Origin of the sequence: Cytobacillus gottheilii (assembly GCF_001636345.1) — a bacterium.
Taxonomy (GTDB): Bacteria; Bacillota; Bacilli; order Bacillales; family Cytobacillaceae; genus Cytobacillus; species Cytobacillus gottheilii.
This window is the reverse complement of record NZ_KV440945.1, coordinates 4031459-4052817: the sequence shown is the minus strand read 5'-3', so window position 1 is coordinate 4052817 and position 21359 is coordinate 4031459. Positions and strand designations below refer to the sequence as shown.

The 21359-nt window shown below is 38.1% G+C and carries 17 protein-coding genes and 1 riboswitch; of the genes, 13 read left to right on the top strand and 4 right to left on the bottom strand.

Translation table 11 applies throughout. The features are described 5' to 3' along the window. The first annotated feature begins 452 nt into the window (after positions 1-452). The 3 genes from A6754_RS19750 (at position 453) to A6754_RS19740 (ending at position 7234) form a co-directional block, all read left to right on the top strand. Entirely contained in the window at positions 453-3173 is a 2721-nt protein-coding gene (locus tag A6754_RS19750) for a tetratricopeptide repeat protein (protein ID WP_257298730.1), read from the top strand. 232 nt (positions 3174-3405) lie between these two features. Continuing rightward, entirely contained in the window at positions 3406-6207 is a 2802-nt protein-coding gene (locus tag A6754_RS19745) for a response regulator (RefSeq protein ID WP_066449994.1), read from the top strand. A gap of 208 nt (positions 6208-6415) precedes the next feature. Further along, positions 6416-7234 (top strand): CheR family methyltransferase, encoded by an 819-nt coding sequence (locus A6754_RS19740; protein ID WP_257298727.1) that lies wholly within the window; start codon positions 6416-6418, stop codon positions 7232-7234. Positions 7235-7466: 232 nt separating this feature from the next. Here the strand turns inward: A6754_RS19740 and A6754_RS19735 are convergent, their stop codons facing one another. Further along, positions 7467-8609, bottom strand: a complete 1143-nt coding sequence (locus A6754_RS19735; RefSeq protein WP_066449989.1) for a SpoIIE family protein phosphatase — start codon at positions 8607-8609, stop codon at positions 7467-7469. A 267-nt stretch (positions 8610-8876) separates the two neighbouring features. On the opposite strand from A6754_RS19735, the gene A6754_RS19730 reads away from it, so the two are divergent. The 9 genes from A6754_RS19730 to A6754_RS19690 all read left to right on the top strand — a co-directional run bounded on the left by A6754_RS19730 (position 8877) and on the right by A6754_RS19690 (position 18172). Next, the gene (locus A6754_RS19730; protein ID WP_066449986.1) at positions 8877-10238 is read left to right on the top strand and encodes an aspartate kinase; all 1362 of its coding nucleotides are present in this window, start codon (positions 8877-8879) and stop codon (positions 10236-10238) included. Positions 10239-10379: 141 nt separating this feature from the next. Further along, positions 10380-11966 (top strand): ATP-binding protein, encoded by a 1587-nt coding sequence (locus A6754_RS19725; RefSeq protein WP_066449982.1) that lies wholly within the window; start codon positions 10380-10382, stop codon positions 11964-11966. Then, positions 11963-12634 carry a response regulator gene (locus A6754_RS19720; RefSeq protein ID WP_066449979.1) on the top strand — a complete coding sequence of 224 codons (672 nt, stop codon included), beginning with the start codon at positions 11963-11965 and terminating at the stop codon, positions 12632-12634. Before A6754_RS19725 ends, A6754_RS19720 begins: the two co-directional genes overlap by 4 nt. A gap of 82 nt (positions 12635-12716) precedes the next feature. Beyond that, entirely contained in the window at positions 12717-13073 is a 357-nt protein-coding gene (locus A6754_RS19715) for a hypothetical protein (RefSeq protein WP_156495828.1), read from the top strand. A 200-nt stretch (positions 13074-13273) separates the two neighbouring features. Next, the gene (locus A6754_RS19710; protein ID WP_066449976.1) at positions 13274-14278 is read left to right on the top strand and encodes a tripartite tricarboxylate transporter substrate binding protein; all 1005 of its coding nucleotides are present in this window, start codon (positions 13274-13276) and stop codon (positions 14276-14278) included. A 21-nt stretch (positions 14279-14299) separates the two neighbouring features. Next, complete coding sequence (locus A6754_RS19705) at positions 14300-14758, top strand: tripartite tricarboxylate transporter TctB family protein (protein ID WP_066449973.1); 459 nt, start codon at positions 14300-14302, stop codon at positions 14756-14758. A 12-nt stretch (positions 14759-14770) separates the two neighbouring features. Next, entirely contained in the window at positions 14771-16282 is a 1512-nt protein-coding gene (locus A6754_RS19700; RefSeq protein WP_066449969.1) for a tripartite tricarboxylate transporter permease, read from the top strand. 245 nt (positions 16283-16527) lie between these two features. Next, entirely contained in the window at positions 16528-17115 is a 588-nt protein-coding gene (locus A6754_RS19695) for a hypothetical protein (protein WP_082851759.1), read from the top strand. A 280-nt stretch (positions 17116-17395) separates the two neighbouring features. Beyond that, entirely contained in the window at positions 17396-18172 is a 777-nt protein-coding gene (locus A6754_RS19690; RefSeq protein WP_066449968.1) for a TerC family protein, read from the top strand. A 69-nt stretch (positions 18173-18241) separates the two neighbouring features. Here the strand turns inward: A6754_RS19690 and A6754_RS19685 are convergent, their stop codons facing one another. Then, entirely contained in the window at positions 18242-18727 is a 486-nt protein-coding gene (locus A6754_RS19685; RefSeq protein ID WP_066449965.1) for a QueT transporter family protein, read from the bottom strand. 9 nt (positions 18728-18736) lie between these two features. Continuing rightward, a riboswitch (PreQ1 riboswitch) is annotated at positions 18737-18781 on the bottom strand. A gap of 288 nt (positions 18782-19069) precedes the next feature. After that, positions 19070-19405: a hypothetical protein gene (locus A6754_RS19680; protein WP_066449962.1), complete on the bottom strand. Its 336-nt coding sequence runs from the start codon at positions 19403-19405 to the stop codon at positions 19070-19072. A gap of 279 nt (positions 19406-19684) precedes the next feature. Between A6754_RS19680 and A6754_RS19675 the strand changes: the two genes are divergently transcribed. Continuing rightward, positions 19685-19915 carry a hypothetical protein gene (locus A6754_RS19675; protein WP_066449958.1) on the top strand — a complete coding sequence of 77 codons (231 nt, stop codon included), beginning with the start codon at positions 19685-19687 and terminating at the stop codon, positions 19913-19915. A 99-nt stretch (positions 19916-20014) separates the two neighbouring features. Here A6754_RS19675 and A6754_RS19670 read toward each other — a convergent pair whose 3' ends face one another. Next, entirely contained in the window at positions 20015-21322 is a 1308-nt protein-coding gene (locus A6754_RS19670; protein ID WP_066449954.1) for a hemolysin family protein, read from the bottom strand. Between the last annotated feature and the right edge of the window lie 37 nt (positions 21323-21359).

The following is a 21359-nucleotide window of genomic DNA, read 5'->3' as shown; positions in this document are numbered from 1 at the left end:
ACAGTGGTAAAGGAAAATACTATGCGTTCTTTTATATTAAAGCATTTTTTACATAACTTGCAGGGCAATAGTTGGGAATTTTAAATGAATAGAATACTTTTTCTTACTTTTAATCATATGATAATGGTATATTCCTAGAACCTGTCTTTCTAGAAGGACTGCTATCTTTTGAAGGCAAGTATAGGTTTATAGTTTGGGAAAGTGTCTAGCTGCAGCGCCTAGCCCCTCGAGGTCTTAAGCCAATCCGTCCAGAAGGTTAAAGAACAACCTTCTTGCCATCTTGTCTTAAGCTTGTCGGGGCTGAACAAGGCGCTTCCGCTTTTCTTAATATGATTGTCTTTGAATTGATAGGGAAATGACATTTATCTTCGTATCTTCTTTGTTAGAATACAAGATATATATGATAAATGAGTCTGTGCGTAAAAAGATGCATAGCGGAGGTTGATGAACACTTGGAAAAGCAATTAATAAAAAAAGTATATTATGAAACATTTATGGATGGTCGTGACGGAGTACACCCTCTTAAAGTCCTTGGTGATATTTATATGGAAGAGCAGAGCAGTGAGGTTCCAGATTTAGCGCAAATTCGGTTTGCACAAGGTGAACTCTACTTTATGCACAAGGATTATGAGGCAGCCATTTTTAAGTGGGAGAATATCAATAATGAGCTGGAGCCTTGGGCGAAAAAAAACATGGCAGATGCCTATTTTGAGCTTGATTTACTGTCAATGGCCGAGGATATATACAAAACGATTGAAACAGATTCCACGATTTTGAAAATGGAAGTGCTGCTGCAGTTATTTTCCTTATACATACAATGTGGAAAGCTTGAATTAGCAGTTGATACCATTAAGGAAGCTGTTGCCTTAGACCCGGATTATCCAGACGTCACGGAAATTGCCCGTATGTTTTTTGAAAAACATCAGGATTGGAGCAATGCATTGCAGCTTGCTGCAGATGAATCAATTCGCACCAGGGCTGTCAGCTGGTTTGATGTTCTGCAAAGGTATATTGAAGCTGGAAAAACGAAGCAAACTGAACCTAGTTATTATAACGAAGCAATGCTGTCACTATATGAAGTTGATCAAAATAGGTTTGAACAGCTGGCATCTGCTTTATTTCTTCATTATCAGCAAAAAGAAGAGCTTCGGTTTGCATTTTTAAAAGAAATAAATCACATGTTGCTTCATGTAAATGATGCTGATGACTATACATGGAATAGACTCTTAGAACATTATTTGGATGCCTATAAAGAGCTGATCTCTGGTAAATATTTAGTGCGTGAAATAGCTCATCTAATGCCGAATACGTTAAAAGTTTGGTTAAGCATTGCATCCTCAGCACACGCTTTATTGGCAGGTTCCGCTGTGCTGGCATGGCAAGAATTATTTCCATCAGATGTAGATGAAGAGACAATATATCAAGCTGAGAAAACATTAAGCTATACTTTACGTACACAAGATGGACTGCAGTCAGGTTTCGCCTTGTTTGAAAGCCTTATGTCCTGGGCATCTGAAAATGGTGTCTTTATGGGAGAACGGTTTAAATGGATGGTGCGGGAGCTGCTAAATTTGGATGAACTGCATTTGCTTGTTTCCGGGGCAGGAAAAAGTTCAGCAGCTGAATTTCTAGAAGCTATAACATCCTTTCCATTTGCGGGTGAACTTGAAAGCAGTGCAGTGATGATTAAGGACTCAGAAGAAAATAAACTAACAGCTATAATGGATGACAAGATGATTCCGCTGAATTCAATTGAAGAGACGCGAGAATATAGAGGCGGCCTGCAGCAGATGATTGTTGATGCAGAAATGCCAATTCCGTTTCTTCAGCAGCATCACACGGCTATTATTCATGCAAAAGATCAGCAGCATATCATGGCTAAAAATCTGCAGCAATACTTGCATTTTGCGGATCAGCTGCTTCTTGTAATTGATGTTCGTCATTCAATTACTGAGGAAGAGATTGAGGCTGTTGAAAAAATACAGAATAAAGCTCCCAATTTGCCAGTACATTTCCTCTTACTGCAGGAGGAATTTGGAGTCCAAAATGCGGCAGAGGAAGTTGCTCAAAGAATATACACTAGTTTTCCTAGTGCATCTATCTTTTCGTATTCATTGCATTATCATGGACAGGATCAAATGGAAGAGCTGGGAGCCTTTATCCGCCAGATGATTAGCGGAAGAAGCCTTGAAGTAGAACGGACAAAAAAAGTGCTCTACTATATAAGGAAATCAATCAATTACCTGCTTGAAAAAAGAAGTGAAAAGGAAAATACATTGGTCGAACAGATCAGCTGGAATGAAGAAATGCAGGCAAAATTAAAAGGCGCTATTCATCAGCTTGAGGACACTGAAGAGGGGAAAGTGCAATCTATAACAGCTGATTTTAACCAGCTGAAGAATGAAATGAAGGATAAAATAACCTCTAAGCTCCCTGAACTATTTAGACAATGTTCAGAGCTGATTACGGAAAGCAGCAATTTTGGAAATATACATGTGGAATTAAATGAAGAGATGAACCGGAAAGCCCAGCAATTTATCGAACTGGAGGTCTTGCCGGAGTTTCATAATCGTTTTACTGAATGGATCGTCAGCAGTGAAGCTGAATTAGCGGAGAGCCAGCGCTTTCTTGATGATATCGGCGAAGGCTTTAATGATATGTATAATGAAGAAAAGCTGCGGTTGCTATGTGACTTTAAAGTGCTTGAAGACTGGGCGAGAGATGCTGACAGAATGACAAGAGGAACTGTGCGTTTTGAGCATGTGAATATTCTGTTAAAGTTTTCACCTTCACAATTTATATTGAAAAGCGCAGGAAAACTCTTTGGCGGACTGCAAAATAAAACGATGCTTCATAACAGATATAAACAGTTTATAGAGCATGAAGATTATAATGAAGTTACAAATCAGATTTCAGAGCGGTTTATTCAGCCGTTTGATCTTTTCGAACAAGGATTAGAAAGAGATATAAACATATTTTTTAGGCAGCCGTTTGATGTATTAGAGGAAGCAGTAACCGAAACAAAGGACGCTATAGAAGGTGCCAGTCATGGTTTAGAACAAATGAGAAAGCAGCCAGAGCGCTATCGTGATCCATTGACTCTTTTTGATTTGAGATTAAGACAATATGAATGGATGATTTCTTCTAACCAAGAAAAAATCCCATATCAGTAAAAGGGACATGAATTTAGAGAGCGAATCATTCGCTCTCTTTTTCAGATTAAAATGGCAAAAAACATAATAAGTAATTGAATATTATGACTAATAAAATCGGTATTCCCGCTATTTACCAATGAAAAAATTGGAATATATATATTTTAGAAGTTTTTAACTTAAAAACTCGTAACATACTGTTTTTATTGCTATATTTGTATTAGGAATAAAGTTAGAGATAGGGGGGGCATTTTTGAGCTTTAAGAGAAAGCAGTTCATCGGGTTAGGACTGACCACTCTTTTTTTATTTTTGCTCATGTTTGTCATTCTAATGATGGTAAACGTTATGAGAGAAAATATGCTGGAGATCGTTCAGGACCGATATAGCAAAGTAAATGAAGCGACAGAAATTAGACAGGAATTTTACGAAGCCGACCGTATGCTTCTAAATGTTATCTCATATGGTGAAGAACTGGATGCTCAAATATTGGCTAGTTCATTGCAGGAAAGTCACCAAACGATTGAAAGCAATTTGATTGACCTTGAACGCAGCATTAATACAGAAAGCGGCAGGGGCATCTTTACTCAATTAAGAGCAAGTTATGACTCCTATCTGGAAATGGAACAGGAAATTATCCAGTTAATGAATGAGGGAAATGAAGCGGGTGTAGCAGCTTTATATTCAAATGAACTGGAAAATCGAGATATGCTGCTGCAGCAATTGGCAGATTTTAAGGATCATCAAGAAACACTAATGAATGATTCCCTTGAAAGTGCTACAAACACATATAATCAGCTTCTTATTTTCATTATTTCGGCTGTTTCTATTGCGATTATCCTAATTATCGGAGTGACGATCTGGGTCATTCGGAGTACAAGCAGAAGCATAAATAGCATTACTAAAGGAATCAATGACATTGATTATAACGAGCTATCTAAAATTCCTCGTTTGGAAGTAGAAACACAAGATGAGATCGGCGAGATTGCGAAGGCATTTAACTATATGGCCGACTCTTTAGAGGATTACAATAAAAAAGAAAAAAGATATACGGCCGAAATCACTGAACAAAACTGGATACAATCGACTTCCGCAGACATTATCGGAGCGTATAGCAGATTTATAACAGTAGATGAACTGGCATCTTATTTTATAAAGAAACTGACACCAATTGCTGGTGCTGACCTTGGTATTTTTTATCTCAAACATGAAAATGGAGATGACATTCTTTATAAACAAGTTGCTGCAGTTGCTGGAGAAAGAAATAGTGCAGGAAGAAATGCCTTCGCACCAGGTGAAGGATTAATCGGCCAAACTGTTCTGGATAAGAAAATAACACAAATTCGCGATATTCCAGATAATTACCGCATGATGACAACTGGCCTTGGGGAATTCCAGCCAAGAAGTATTGTTATGGCGCCAATCCTGATGAATGATGAAGTTGTCGCGGTGATTGAGCTTGCGGGGCTGCAGTATTTTACGAATGCACAAGTTAAATTGATTGAAGAAGTAACAGAAACGCTTGGAATAGCCATTACAAATATTGCCGGACGAATGGAAATTGTCCGTTTGCTTCAGGAATCGCAAGCGCAGACAGAAGAACTGCAGACCCAATCAGAAGAATTGCAGACGCAATCAGAAGAACTGCAGGCACAATCTGAAGAGATGCAGACCCAAGCAGAAGAATTGCGGATTATCAATGAACAGCTTGAGGAACGTACAAAGGATGCAGAACTGAAGTCTGAAGAACTTCTTGCTGCAAAAGAAGAGCTGGAAGAAAAAGCGAAGGAATTAACATTAAGTTCAAAATATAAATCTGAGTTCCTTGCCAATATGTCACATGAGCTGAGAACACCTTTAAACAGCATTCTATTATTATCGGAAATGCTTGAAGAGGATCCAGATCAGGTACTAACAGACGAACAGAAGGAATTCTCACGTGTAATTCATACATCAGGCCAGGATCTTCTGAACTTAATCAATGATATTCTCGATCTTTCAAAGGTAGAAGTCGGGAAGCTTGAAATTAAGTTTGAAGAAGTCAATATCGTAGACTTTGCTGATCGCATTAAGCTTCATTTTGCACAAATGGCAAAGCATAAAGGTCTGGACTTTTCTGTGAATTCAAATGATGATATACCAATGCTTATGCATACAGATGAAATGCGTCTGCAGCAAGTTGTCAAAAACCTGCTATCAAATGCATTCAAATTTACAGAAAAAGGTTCGGTAACTGTGTTGCTTGAAAAAGCGAAACAAGAGGAGTATGCTCTACTGCCTATGGCAGAGCATTCAACGAATTGGCTAAAAATAATTATTTCTGATACAGGGATCGGGATTGCACCTGATAAGCAAAAAATGATCTTTGAAGCATTCCAGCAAGCTGACGGTGCAACCATGCGCAAATATGGAGGAACGGGTCTTGGTTTATCCATTACAAAAGAGTTTGCTACTCTGCTGGGCGGCACATGTAAGGTAGAACGCAGTGTTGAAGGAGAAGGAAGCAGCTTTGCTTTAATCATCCCTAGCTTACCGGGAGGAATGCCTGCCACAATGGAGGAATTAAAAGCAGAAGAGGAAGCAGCATCTGCTTTGGCAATAGAAAACACCTTATCAAATGAGCATGTAAAAGAAACAATTGAAATAGAAGAACCGATTGAAAAGGCTGAGCTGACAAAGGACCTTAAGGGTAAAACAGTTATCGTTGTAGATGATGATAATCGTAATATCTATGCTTTGAAAAATGCCTTAGAAAAAGAAGGAATGAATGTCATTACAGCATCGAATGGTCTTCAATGTCTTGATACCTTAATGTCCCAAGACCAAGTAGATATTGTCCTAATGGATATTATGATGCCGGTAATGGATGGCTATGAAACAATGAAAAGAATCCGCGGCCTAGAACAGCACCACGATGTTCCAATCATCGCTTTAACAGCAAAGGCTATGAAAGGCGATCGCGAAAAATGTATCGAAGCAGGAGCATCAGACTACATCAGCAAACCACTCAAGCTAGACCAGCTCCTATCAGTGATGCGTGTGTGGATTGCAAAGTAATGCGCCAGGAGGATGCAGGCTTTAACGCCTGATTAGGTGCAAAAAACATGTTACAGGAAGATGGCGGCTTATCACACAAGCCGCCATCTTTTATAGGTAAAACGTTACAATAGGTTTACTCATCTATAAATCTGGGTATTTAAGGATTGCTTTATATTCGGACGCAATGGAAATGCGTGTTTAGAAGAATGATTGAGAAAGATGAGGAATGAAAATATTCATGGATAAAGAAGAATTGGAATTAGACTTGCTGCTTCATGCAGTTTATAAATTATCAGGTTATGACTTTCGAAAATATATGCGTGCTTCCATTAAACGGAGAGTTGAGAATAGACTTCGGCTTGAGCGGATTGCCAACATGACCCTCTTAACAGAAAGAATTATTCATGATGAACACATGCTGACAAAAATATTAAGCGACTTCTCGATAAATGTAACAGAAATGTTCAGAGATCCGAGCTTCTTTCAAACATTTCGCAAAGAAGTAGTGCCGCTTCTTGCTGGGCTTCCTGAAATAAGAATATGGCATGCGGGCTGTTCTACCGGTGAAGAGCCATACTCAATGGCTATTCTTATGGAGGAGGAAGGTCTTGGAGCTATTACAAGCATCTATGCAACTGACATGAATGAAAAAGTTTTAAAGAAAGCAGAGAGCGGCATTATTCCACTCCATAAAATGCAAGCGTACACGAAAAACTATATGCTGGCTGGCGGAAAAAAGTCTTTTTCGGAATATTATACGGCTGATAGCGAAGCTGCTTATTTGAATAAGCATCTCCTGGATCGGATTATTTTTGCTCAGCACAATCTAGTTACAGATCGATCGTTTAATGAGTTCCATGTTATCATCTGCCGCAATGTACTCATTTACTTTAATCTGGAATTACAAGGACATGTACTAAACCTGTTTAACGCAAGTTTAACGAAAAAAGGATTTTTAGGTCTGGGCAGCAAGGAATCAATTCGTACTGAAACAGAGATGTTTGAGCCGTTTAATTTTAAAGAGAAATTTTATATTAAAAAATAATGTTAAACAATAGTCAGCTAAATTAGTAGATATAAAAAATCCGTACGAGTAAATTCGTCTATTAGAATTTGACTCATACGGATTTTTATTTTTATGGTGACGGATTTATGTATGTAGTAATTTTAATCTCTCGTATTCTGTCTGAACCTGGACACAATAAGTGATGCATTCAAGAAAGCATACTCTTTATAATTATAGTACGATTAAATGCATTGTGCTAAAAACACGTATCTTAGTTAGCTTGAATTAAAACGGCACACATATCATCATCTGCTAATGATTGCTGTTCTTTTGAAAGAATCATGTTAATCGGTTCAATTTTAGCTGCAGAGTTCCATCGGAATGAGGATGTTTCTTTTAAGTATTCACAAGGTAAGACACCGGAATCCTCTATTGTCTCAACAATTCCATCGGTTACAAGCAGCAATTGCATTGATTCTGTATAAGTAAAGGTAGATTTCTTAATTTGGATGTCTTCAAAAAAGCCTATTGCATATGTGTTGTTAGGAAGCTCTATTACTTCCTTTTCGTCGATAAGAGCAATGCCGGGAGGGTGACCCGCATTTACATATTCAACCGTTTTTTCCTCTGTATCAAGGACAAGATATATTGCTGTAAAGTAATAGGGTATTTGCCCATTATGTTTATTGAGTCCATTCATCCACTTGTTTAACTCCTGCATAACATAATCCGGATCAGGATCTGTTCTCATTAAATCACGCAGTACAGAAGAGATAAACATACAAACAAGAGAAGCAGATATTCCATGCCCCATCATATCAAGCTGGATGATGGCATAACGATTCTCTTCGATTTTTCGCCAGTAATATAGATCACCTGCTAGCTTATTGGCAGGCAAATAAGAAGCTTTAATAAGAAGGTGGTCGAGATCCAGCGTTTCACTGAGCACACTCATCTGTACTTGTGTGGCCAAATCTAATTCTGTTTTAATTTTTTCCTCCTGATCCTTGTGCCAATCCTTTTCTTCTTTTAAGCGAAGAGCAACGCGTATTCTGGCAAGAAGTTCAACTTTATTAATTGGCTTCATCACATAGTCCATCCCACCAGCATCTAACGCTTCAGCCACTTTATTGGAATCTTCGAGAGCGGTTACAAAGATAACTGGTATATCCTTTAATGTTTCGGACCCCTGAATCAGCCTGCATGCTTCAATTCCATCCATTTCAGGCATCATAATATCCATTAAAATAACATCAGCCAAGCTTTCGCCAATTACATGTGAGCTTTCTTGAAAATAATGGAACATTGCATCTGCTGAAGTAAATGTTAAAAGATCAAGATACCCTGCGCGTTTTAAGATATTTTGGATGACATATAAATTTGCCTCATTGTCATCAACCACTAGTATTCTCATCGTTAACTTCCCTTCGGTTGTATAAACATAATAAATATCCTTTTTCTATACCCAATTCATTTTGTTTTAAACATCATAATTATATTTTTTATTATTAATACTTTCTAGAAAAGTGTTTCATATTCCTTTTGAGAAAATTATTTTAGTAAAACCTTTTGTTCTCTCAGTATAAACATTTGTACTCTGTGGATAGAAAAAACCCTTGATTATTTTATTAGGTACTGTAAAATTAAGATTAAATTTTTGAAGGATTGGGAGAGGTGTTTTATGAAGGTCATCAAGTTCGGTGGGTCCTCTTTAGCTGCAGGTGAGCAAATAAAAAAGGTATTTCAAATTGTTTGTGAGGATCCGACTCGGAAAATCGTTGTTGTTTCGGCACCTGGAAAACGCAGCAATGAAGATCAGAAGGTTACAGATCTATTAATACAATGTGCAGAAAAACATTTTCGAGGAGAAAATTGTTCGGAGATCATAAAGGCGATTTTCTGCCGCTATGAAACGATTTGTATCGAACTTGAACTGCCCATGTCGATTTTAGAAAGTATAAAAGAGGATTTTGCCGAACGGTTAATGGCTGGCTATAAAGATAAATTCAGCTTCTACGACCGCATGAAAGCCTGTGGAGAAGACTATATGGCGCAGCTGGTTGCCCACTTTTTTCAAGCACAAGGGTTGCAGGCTGCATATGTTAATCCGAAAGAAGCTGGACTTATTGTATCAAGAGAACCTGGGAATGCCCAGGTATTGCCTGTATCCTATGAAAGACTATCAAATATAAAAGAAAAGAGCGGGATTACGGTGTTTCCAGGGTTTTTTGGCTATAGCGAAGAGGGTGAAATCATGACCTTCTCCCGGAGCGGTTCAGATGTCACAGGTGCTATCCTTGCAAAAGCAGTACAGGCAGACGTTTATGAAAACTTTACAGACGTCAATGCAGTCTATTCTGTAAATCCTGCAATTGTGTCGAATCCAAAGGAGATTCGAGAACTTACCTATCGGGAAATGAGGGAACTTTCTTATGGAGGCTTCACAGTATTGCATGATGAGGCTTTAATACCAGCTTTCTCAGAAAAGATTCCAGTTCATATTCGAAATACAAATAATTCTTCTGCCCCAGGTACAAAAATTGTCAGCAGACGCGAAGAGGAAATCGGTCCAGTTGTGGGCATAGCCAGTGATCATGGCTTTTGCAGCATATATGTGAGCAAATATTTAATGAATCGCGAAATTGGATTTGGTCGCAAGTTGCTTACTATATTAGAAGAGTTTGGATTAAGCTATGAACATTCGCCATCAGGCATTGATGATATCTCCATCATTTTACGTGAGGACCAATTAACACCTTCAGCAGAATCTAAAATTATTGAACGCATAAAGATAGAATTAACAGCAGACGAGGTAGTCATACAGCACCATTTATCCTTAATCATGGTTGTTGGTGAAGGAATGAGACACAATGTTGGGACCATGTCACGAGCATCTAAAGCTCTTGCCGAAGCAAGGGTAAACATCGAAATGATTAATCAAGGCTCTTCAGAGGTAAGCATGATGTTTGGAGTTAAAGAAATAGATGAAAAAAGAGCAGTTGAGGCACTTTATAGAGAGTTTTTTGCTCCTGTTCCTGTATAGCGCGTGATTGTATCAACGCTCCTCTTACTTGAGGGGCGTTTAGCTTTTGGGAAGCTATCCAAAAAATTAAGACAAGTAAATGACACTATCCATAAATTTGTATATAGTTATAGAAAAGGAATAAACAGGGAGCAGCTGCAAATGAAAAAGAGAAAAGGGGTATCATTGCAAACAAAGATCATCGTTCTTATTGTGGCAATCATTATGACGATTATATTGGTGCTTACAGGATTATTCGCAAAGATGGAATATGAGCAGACTCAGAACAATATGGGGACCCTAGCACTACAGGTTGCCAATACGGTTTCATTAATGCCGTCATTAAGGGATGCTTTTAAAGAGGATGATCCTTCAGCAGTGATTCAGCCGCTTATTGAAAAAGTAAGGAAAGATGTCGGCGCTGAATTTATTGTGATTGGGAATACAGACAGTATCAGATACGCACATCCAGATGAGAAGAAAATCGGCAAAAAAATGATAGGCGAAGATAATGATCGCGCTATCCTTCATGGGGAATCCTATATATCTGAAGCAACGGGCTCTTTAGGACCATCTTTACGAGGCAAATCACCCATTTTTGATTTGAATGGCGACATTATGGGTGTAGTTTCTGTTGGTTTTTTAGTCGATGATTTAAAAGAAGCCGCTTTCAATAATATGAAAACCATTGTAAGTGCAGGTGCTATATTATTCGGCATCAGCTGTGGCGTTTTATTAGCCAAGAATATACGTAAAGATATCCTAGGGTTAGAGCCGTATGAGATCGCCTCACTATATCACGAAAGAAATGCAATTTTATCCTCTGTCAAAGAAGGAATTATCGCCATTGATGAAAACGGGCTGATCACAATGCTGAATCCTGCTGCCCGAAATATACTCAATATTGAAAAAGATGGTTTAAATAAAAAAATTGAAAGCGTTATTCCAGATACAGATATTTATAGAGTCCTAGAAACTGGTGAAGCAGAAAAAAATCTCGATGTCATGTTAGGTGAGAGAAGAGTGATTGTGAATCGCACCCCTATCATCAAAAACGGTCAAGTAGCAGGTGTTGTTGCAAGCTTTAGAGATAAAACGGAAATTGATGAAATGGTTAATACCTTATCGGAGGTAAAGCAGTACTCCGAGGAATTGAGAGCTCAAACTCATGAATTTACAAACAAGCTCTATGTTTTATCGGGTCTCATGCAGCTGGGCAAATATGATGAGGCAGTAAAGATGATCCAGATCGAATCAGGGAATCATGAACATATGCAAAAAATTGTGTTTGAACAATTGGCAGATAGTAATCTGCAGGCAATCCTGCTCGGCAAAATGGCTAAAGCTTCTGAGAAAAAGATCAATTTTACGATTGATGCCGACTCAAGAACAGAATCATTGCCTGCTCATATTACAATTTCTCATTTGATTACGATGATCGGGAATATCATTGACAATGCATTTGAAGCGACAGAAGGGAAGTGTGAGCGGAATGTGAGCTTTTTTACAACTGATATCGGTAAAGATATTGTATTTGAGGTAAGTGACAATGGCGATGGCATTTCAGATAGCGACTTGGAGAAAATCTTTGAGAAAGGTTTTTCAACGAAAGCAGAGCAAGGCAGAGGCTATGGACTAAGTCTTGTTTCGCAAACTATACACCAATTATCTGGACATCTTGAAGTGTATCAAAAGGATGATGGAGGTTCTGTTTTTACAGTATTTCTTCCAAAGGAGGTCAAAGAATGATTAAGGTTGTTATTGCTGAGGATGATTATCGGGTTGCCCGTATTCATGAAGAATTTATAGAAAAAATTGCTGGAGCAGAAGTAACAGGGAAAGCACTAAATGCAAAAGCAACACTAGAACTGCTGGAAGAAAGAAGTGTAGATCTGCTAATCATGGATATTTATATGCCAGACCGCCTTGGAAGCACTCTTCTGCCTGAGATTCGAAAAAAGTATCCGCATGTTGACGTTATTATGATCTCTGCTTCAAATGAAAAAGAACAGGTTGAACAATCATTGCGCAACGGTGTGATAGATTACATTATTAAACCTGTAAGCTTTGAACGTTTTAATACGGCAATAAAGGAATATCAGAAAAAAAAGAGCTTACTAAATCAAAAGAATGAGCTGGACCAAGACCTGATTGATCACTTTTTTAGAAGAACTGGACAAACAACAATGGATCATAAGTTTCCTAAAGGAATTGACCCTTTAACATTGTCTAAAGTAAAAGAGATCCTTCAAGAAAAAAAGGCCGGCATGAATGCTGTAGAAATAGGCAGTCAAATGGGGGCATCAAGAACAACAGCCAGACGGTACCTTGAATATCTTGTATCAACTGGAGAAGCAAGCGCAGAACTTGAATACGGAATTGTCGGAAGACCGGAACGGAAATATTATATGGGGTAGAGGAATGGGGCTGCTGACTTTTGCGGTCTCTTTTTTGCTGAATGAGAATGCGAAAAGACGTGTTTAGCAGATCAAGTTTTGTTTGATAGGAAAAACGATTAGTTTGATAGGAATCGGTTTGGATTTGATAGGAAAAACGATTAATTTGATAGGAACCCGCCTAAGTTTGATGGGAAAAGCGATTAATTTGATAGGAACCCGCCTAATTTTGATAGGAAAAGCGATTAGTTTGATAGGAACCCGCCTAAGTTTGATGGGAAAAGCGATTAATTCAATAGAAACACGCCTAAATCTAATAAAAAAAGTCTCAGATTCATCACAAATCATCTCAGTTTTAATAAGAGACATACTTCAATCAAAAATTCCCTATTTTAGCTGGGGAATCGGCTATTTTACTTGGAAACTGAACAAGCTGAAGGATTTTCCCCGAAAATACTGATCTAAATGCTAAAAAATATACCTCTTTCTTAACAGATGTTTAAAGAATACCCCCATATTTAAATTCCGTGAACATAATGAACAAAATATATACAACGTTTTTAATGTCGTTTACTTGTTTAATAGTTACAGACTATTCTGATTTTTTCTATACTAACAAAAAGAAAACGTTTACAAGCAAATGAGGAGGAGGAGTCACAAATGAATAAGCGCTTTTGTTTATATATGATCGCTTGTGCTGTTGTTATTTTGTCTGCTTGTTCAGGTAAAGATGTTGCTGGTGTATATGGAGAGAATGGCTGGAGTCCGAATAACCCAATTGAAGTAGTTGCCGCAGCAGGTGCTGGCGGCGGATGGGATACTACTGCAAGATTGGCGACTCAAACGTTTGAGAAGGAAGGAATTATTAAAGAACGCATGCCGGTGATCAATAAGCCAGGCGGCGGCGGAGCAGTTGGCTGGGCTTATATGACGAGAAAAGAAGGCAATCCCCATAATATTTTTGTCACCTCACCGCCTATTCTGTTAGTTCCGCTGAATGGACAGTCCAAATATGGATATGAGGATTTTACCCCGCTTGCAAATGTGATTGCGGATTATGGTGCTTTTGCTGTGAGTGCTGATGCAAAATGGGATACTTTAAATGATCTTTTTGATGATATGAAGAAGGATCCAAGCAGTGTTTCAATTGTTGGAGTATCATCGCCAGGCAGTATGGATCATATCCAATTTATTAAGATTGCCAGAGCGGCAGGAGTAGATGTGACGAAAATAAAGTATGTTTCTGACCAGGATGGAGGAGCATTAACACAGCTTTTAAATGGAAGCGTTGATGTTTATTCGGCAGGCACTTCAGAAACTGTTGAGCAGGTGAGGGCAGGAAAGATTAAAGTGCTTGGAATTACAGCACCTGAAAGGCTAGAAGGTGAGACGCTGGAAGACTTCCCAACAGCTGTAGAGCAAGGGATCGATGAAACATTCGTTAATTGGCGAGGTTTCTTTGGACCGGCTGGGATGGACGAACAGCAGATTCAGTATTACCAAGATAAGTTTAAGCAGCTAAATGATTCACCTGAATGGAAAAAAATCCGCGAAAAATATGGCTGGAATGAATTATATATGGATGGCGAGGAATATGAACAATTCTTAGATGAACAAAATGAAGAAATGTATGCCATATTAGAAGAATTAAAGCTACTGAGATAAGTAGAGGAAGGAGTGCAGAAAATGCTTAAAATGATTCATCGTAAAATCGCATTAGTGCTGATTGTCTTTTCATTTTTATACCTTTTGATGAGTTATCAGCTGCCTGAATATCCTTATGCCATCATTGATGCAGACTTTGTACCGAAAATATTAGGGTTTCTGCTCCTATTCTTATCTGTACTGCTGTTTTTATCAAAGCAAAAGGAAACAGAGGAAGAGAGAAAGAAGCGCAATATACCTAAAGCAGATATTGTAACATTACTTGTTGTATGCGCGTTTATGCTTGTTTATATATTTCTATTTGAAATGATTGGCTTTTTTATAATGACAGCATTGTTTATATTTATTTGCTCCTGGTATTTAGGCTACAAAAGACATGTTGTAAATGGAATTGTATCGCTGTCTTTTTCATTATTCATTTACTTGTTATTCAATTATATGCTGCAGATTAATTTGCCGGCAGGAATTTTGCCGTTTTAAGGGGGGATCTATATGGGCTCAATAGAAGGATTGATGTCAGGTTTTCAGGTCGCACTTAGTTTACAGGGGATATTGTTTGTTTTTATTGGTGTATTTGTTGGTACTTTCATTGGTATGATGCCAGGACTTGGACCGATCTCGGCTATTGCAATTATGATTCCAATTACGTACAGCATGGATCCTGCGATAGCACTAATGATGATGGCCGGGGTCTATTATGGAGCAGTTTTTGGCGGCTCATCTTCATCCATACTTTTGAATGCACCAGGAGTTGCGGGAACAGTTGCAACTGCATTTGACGGATATCCGATGGCTCAGCAAGGAAAAGCTGGTAAAGCACTCGCTATTGCCGCCATTGCCTCATTTATAGGCGGAACAGTCAGTGTTGTGTTATTGATGTTATTTTCACCATTGCTATCCTCGATTGCTGTTTCTTTTGGACCGGTAGAATATTTTGCCTTAATGCTGCTGGGCTTGACCGCCATTGCCAGTTTGTCGGATGGATCAACATTAAAAGCATTTATTTCTGCCACATTAGGAATTATAGTCGTTACAATTGGAATTGACGGGCAAACGGGAACAGCTCGTTTCACATTTGAGAATGCCTATCTGCTTGAAGGGATTGACTTTTTAATCATTGCTTTAGGTTTATTTGCTCTAGCAGAAGTTTGCACACTGATCTTTAACCGGAATGAAGCTGCAGATAAAGAAAAAAATGAAAAGATTGGCAGTTTGAAACTGACAAAAGAAGATGTAAAGGAAATTAAAGGACCAATTACAAGACAGTCATTTTTAGGCTTTATCATTGGTGTTCTGCCGGGAGCGGGAGCCACTATCGCCTCTTTCATTGCGTATATAACAGAGAAAAAAATTGCAAAAAAGCCTGAAGAATTTGGAAAAGGATCAGTTAAAGGACTGGCAGCTCCAGAGGCGGCAAATAATGCTGCAACGAGCGGTGCCTTTGTTCCGCTGCTAAGTTTAGGAATCCCTGGTTCAGGAACAACTGCCGTAATGCTCGGTGCCTTTCTAGTTTTGGGCATTCAGCCTGGCCCGCTTCTTGTTCAAGATAATCCAGAAGTATTCTGGGGAATTATCGCCAGTATGTATATAGGGAATGTATTTTTGCTAATCTTAAACCTGCCCCTCATTCCTTATATATCAAAAGTGTTAACGATTCCAAGACCAATGCTCATTTCTCTTGTGATCACGTTTAGTATGGTCGGTGTATATGCGTTGAGCTTCAGTACATTTGACCTTTACCTGCTGTTGATTTTTGGTATAGTTGGATTCTTAATGAGAATCTTTTCATTTCCAGCAGCTCCATTTATTTTAGCGTTTATCTTAGGTGGCATGATGGAGCAGGCCCTAAGACAAACGCTGACCATTTCAGATGGCAGTTTATCAATCTTTGTTGAACGCCCAATTGGGTTAACCTTGATGATTGTCGCAGTACTTGTTATGACTGTGCCTTTATTTAAAAAGAAATCGTGGAATCCAGCTAAGAAAAAAACGGATGCTGCTTAAATAATATCTGCCGATTGCCATTATGTGCAGTCGGTTTTTTGATTATCCTGTTTGAACAAAGAATGTTGACTAAGGTGAAGTCCCATGCTGGAGTGAAGCGGCGTGGAGACACAGTACTTTCCTATATAGCTTGGAAATCTTTCTAATAGTATTAATAGTGAAGAAAGTTCGGAGGCTATTAAAAAGAGAATAAATATAGAAAATAAATCCAATATAAAAGAGAGGATGATAAAGGAGAGATTAAATTGAAAAAAGCTGTTAGATACGTTGTTTTGATTATGGTTATGACGTTGTGTCTTTCAACGGTGCATGCTGCCGCTTCAAGAAAAGGCAGCAGTACCCAAGAGGATTATAAAAAGCTATGGACAGAACATTTCGTATGGTCCCAAAGCTATATTGTAAGCGAGATGGAGGACTTGAATGATCGTGATGCCGTTCTAAATAGATTGCTTAAAAACCAGGAGGATATTGGTGTATCACTTTCACCTTACCTTGGTGAAAAAGGAACGGCACAAGTAACCGCTCTCTTAAAGGATCATATTTTGCTGGCTGGAAAAATGATAAAAGCAGCAAAAAATGGTGAGAAGGAAACGGTTGCTCAAGAACGGAAAAAATGGTATGAAAATGCGAACGAATTGGCAGCAGTTCTAAGTGAAGCCAATCCCCGCTGGCAGGAAAAGACTCTTCAAAATATGCTGCACATTCATTTAGAGCATATGGAAAATTATATTTCAGCTAGAATCATTCGGGATTGGGAAGCAGAGATTACAGCTGCTGATGAAAGTCTGGTTCATATGCAAAAACTCGCTGACTATCTAGCTGAGAAAAATTAGGTTGACAAAAAGTACGATCCTTAATATGATAAGAATATAATTAAATATGTTCGGATATCCCTAAAGGGGAGTAGCTTTAACAGCAAAGTCGTCATTTCGGAGCTTTTAGCTCTCGGCTTTGTTGGCAGTGTGAACACTGTTAGCAAGACCTTTACCTATTCACGGTAGAGGTCTTTATTATTTTTGTTGACCTTTACCAAAATGGTAAAGGTCTTTTTATTGCCATTTTACATATAGGACGGCCGAACATATAAACAAAACGATTAAAGGAGGAAAAAGAATGGAGTTATCATTATTATTGGAGTATGGATGGGTGTTATTAGTTCTGATTGCACTAGAAGGACTGCTGGCAGCTGATAATGCGCTCGTACTTGCGATCATGGTAAAGCATTTACCAGAAGAAGAGAGAAGAAGAGCCTTATTTTACGGATTGGCGGGAGCATTTGTTTTCCGATTTGGTTCCTTATTTGCCATTTCATTCCTGGTAGATGTATGGCAGGTTCAGGCAATCGGTGCGATCTATTTATTATTCATCGCGCTTAATCACATATACCGTAAGCTTGTTGTAAAAAAAGCAGAGTCTTCGGGGACAGAGCGTCCCAAGAAAAAATCTGGTTTTTGGATGACTGTATTTAAAGTAGAACTGGCAGATATCGCATTTGCAGTTGACTCCATCTTAGCAGCAGTAGCATTAGCAGTAGCACTCCCAGATTCAGGACTGCCAAATATCGGCGGCCTTGATGGAGGAAAGTTCTTAGTTATATTTGCTGGAGGACTAATTGGCCTTGTTATAATGCGTTTTGCAGCCAACTTCTTTGTCGGACTTCTTGAAAGAAGACCAGGGCTTGAAATTGCAGCCTTTATGATTGTCGGCTGGGTTGGGGTTAAGCTGCTTGTTTATACAATGTCACATCCAGCATTGGCATTCCTTCCAGAAGCGTTTGCAAAGTCCACTGAATGGAAATCAATTTTCTATATCGTGTTAGTTCTTATCGCAGCAGGCGGCTGGTTCCTTTCAAAAGAAAAAGCTGTCGCAAGTGGTGAAGTGAAACATTAATTCGTATTTGACCACAAAAAGAAGCTTGCCTCCCAACACATGGGTGCAAGCCTCTTTTTTAGTGTCTGATTATAATGCTTTAGCCAAATTAATTCGCTTATTTAAAGCATACATAACTGGAATTCCAGCCAATAAAACAATAAATTCCCCAACAGCTGTTGTGTAGTACGTTTCTAAAAATGGCAATCCAAACGCCAGTTTCAGCTCTAATGCAATCAGCCACATCATCAGCGTAAAGACAATCGTGTTAATTGCTAATCGTGCCCAGATGTTTTTAACATATTTACAAATAAATATTGTAATCAGCAAAGATAATAAGGAATGACCGGTACCGAAAATGAGGTCATAGCCTTTCATTGGAGAAAACAATAAATTGGTTAAAAATACGCCTAATACGATGCCATAAAGGTATTTTTTATTAAAGACAATCAGGTGGTTAAACAACTCCGATACACGGAACTGAACAGCTGTGAACCCGAATGGCTGAATAAGCATGGTAACAGCAATATAAAGGGCAGCAATAATGCCGTTAAGGACAAGGTTTTTACTATTCATTTTATTTCTCTCTCCTTAGTTTTTTATCGTGGGAGGTTCTCGAACCACGTCAGACATACTTTCAAATAATAGTCTATGAATATAGGCAAGTCAATAAGAAAAGATTTCAATTTTAGGAGAGACCAGGTAATGTAACCATGGAAAAGGGAAATGATCCAAATTAAAAAACCGCAGGCATATGTCTGCAGTGTATCGATTAGTGCCGTTTCATATAGTCAAATAACACATGGACCACTTCATAGCCTTGGTAAGCAAAAATACTTCCTGCTGTAAGTGAAAATAATCCAATCATTAGAAAACGAAATAACATCATAATTCCTCCTCGAATTTTTATTAAATGCTTTAATAAAAACAAGGAGAAACAGAAATTGAATTTGCCTGATAAAAATATGGTGTCATAAAAATCTTTATTCTCGTATTCTTTGAGAAATGCAGACATATAGCTGCTGCTGCAGTTGTCATGAGTACAATGATGGCCGCAGAATCAAATAAAAGCGACGGGACCTTTTTTACTTCATCCTTTTCGCCAGCATGGTCATGTATTCCAATGGATCCAGCTGTCAGGACATCGTCAGCTCCGATGAAGGACTGTGCCATATTGTTTGGAAAACCAATGAGAAGATAAGACAAAAAGATGAACAGTAAACCGATGGATATGATTTTTTTATGTTGATTCATCTTTAATCCTCCCTCTCTAAAAAGTGTTCTTATCATAACAATATTTTTTAAGTTAGTAAATAAAAAGATTTCACCAAAATGACCTATTATTTGCAGAGTAAAAGACTAATCAAATGTTTGATTAATAGGTATGTTCGTATTTTTCAGCATGTAATATAGAACTGAATGAAAAGAATAGCTGTTTTTTTATTTTGAAGAAATTCTACTTAATAACGCACTTCTTCCTTTTTTTTTGTTATCATATGGTAAAGAAGGATAAAAAATGAGGTGGAGAAAATGATGACGACAGGTACCATTGCTGTCATAATGGTGTTTTCAATTCCGATTATTGCGATTTTGGCAGACCACTTCCAAAAACAAACAAAGCTAAAGCATAAAGTCGTAAAAGACCAATTGGAACTGGAAAAGCTTAAACATGAAAACTTCATGCTGGAAACGGAAAAAATGAGGCAAGAGCTCGAGATACAACTAAAACTGGATGAAATAAAAAACAAAAAAGAAATTTTATAATAGTGCATGTAGAAAAGTTTGGCATAAATTCCAAGCTTTTTTATTTTTATTCAAAGAAACAAAGCTGCCAAATAACACGGCAGCTTTCTTTAGAAAACATTATAAAGTTATCTCTTTGTTTATTGTCACTTCAATATAATGAATCTGATGACCTTCTATTTCAGTAACCGTAAAGACAAAGCCTTCATATTCCACTTTACTGCCTACTTCAGCGTCAAAGTTTTGAGTAAGAAACCAGCCGCCTAATGTATCGACGTCTTCATCATCCAGTTCAATTTCTAGAAGATTATTGACATCATCAATAAGAAGCTTTGCATCTAGAAGATAATGATTTTCTTTTATCTTGCGAATTTCAGGCAATTCGTCTTCGTCAAATTCATCACGGATTTCTCCAACAATTTCTTCGATGATATCTTCTACAGTAACCAGTCCAGAAGTACCGCCATATTCGTCCATTAAAATAGCAATATGTGTGCGTTCTTTCTGCATTTTGATTAAAAGGTCGTTGATTGGAACGGTCTCAATTACGCGAATCACTGGGTTGATGAATCGTTCTAGTGTTAAATCCTTTGTATCTTCACGCTGCAGATTAGCAGTTAAAAATTCTTTTACATTAATAAATCCAAGGATGTTATCTTTATCTCCATCCACAACGGGGTAACGTGTATATCGTTCTGTTTTAATAGTGCTCATGACATCCGTAAAGGAGTCATCAGCGGAGAATGCAACCATTTCTGTCCGCGGTACCATGATCTCTTTTGCAATTCTTTCATCAAACTCAAAAATGTTGTTCATATATTTTAGTTCATTTTTATTAATTTCACCGCTTTTATAACTTTCAGATAAAAGGATGCGTAATTCTTCCTCAGAGTGAGCTAATTCATGCTCGGATGCAGGCTTTAAACCGAAAAGTCCAACAAGAAGCCGAGCTGATCCATTTAAGAACCAGATAAATGGGAATAAAATGCGATAGAACCAAATAATTGGTCGCGCAAAAGCAAGTGTAACTGCTTCTGCCTTTTGAATAGCGATGGTTTTAGGTGCTAACTCGCCAACCACTACATGCAAAAATGTAGCAATAGCAAAAGCAATTCCAATCGTTAGAATATGAGACATTGAGTCATTTACTTGAAAGTATTCAAACAGGGGATGAAGAAGGACTTCAAATGTAGATTCCCCAACAAATCCTATTCCTAAAGCTGTGACCGTGATCCCAAGCTGACAGGCAGATAAGTATTCATCTAAATGTGTGATGACTTTTTTGGCTGCAAGTGAGCCAGCTCGACCTTCCGCAATGAGTTGATCTATTTTTGAGGAGCGTATTTTTACAATTGCAAATTCAGTTGCCACAAAAAAAGCGGTTAAAGCGATTAATATAGCAAATAAAGTTAAATTAAGGGTTGTCAATGGCAGTCTTACAATACTATGTAAGACTTACACCTCC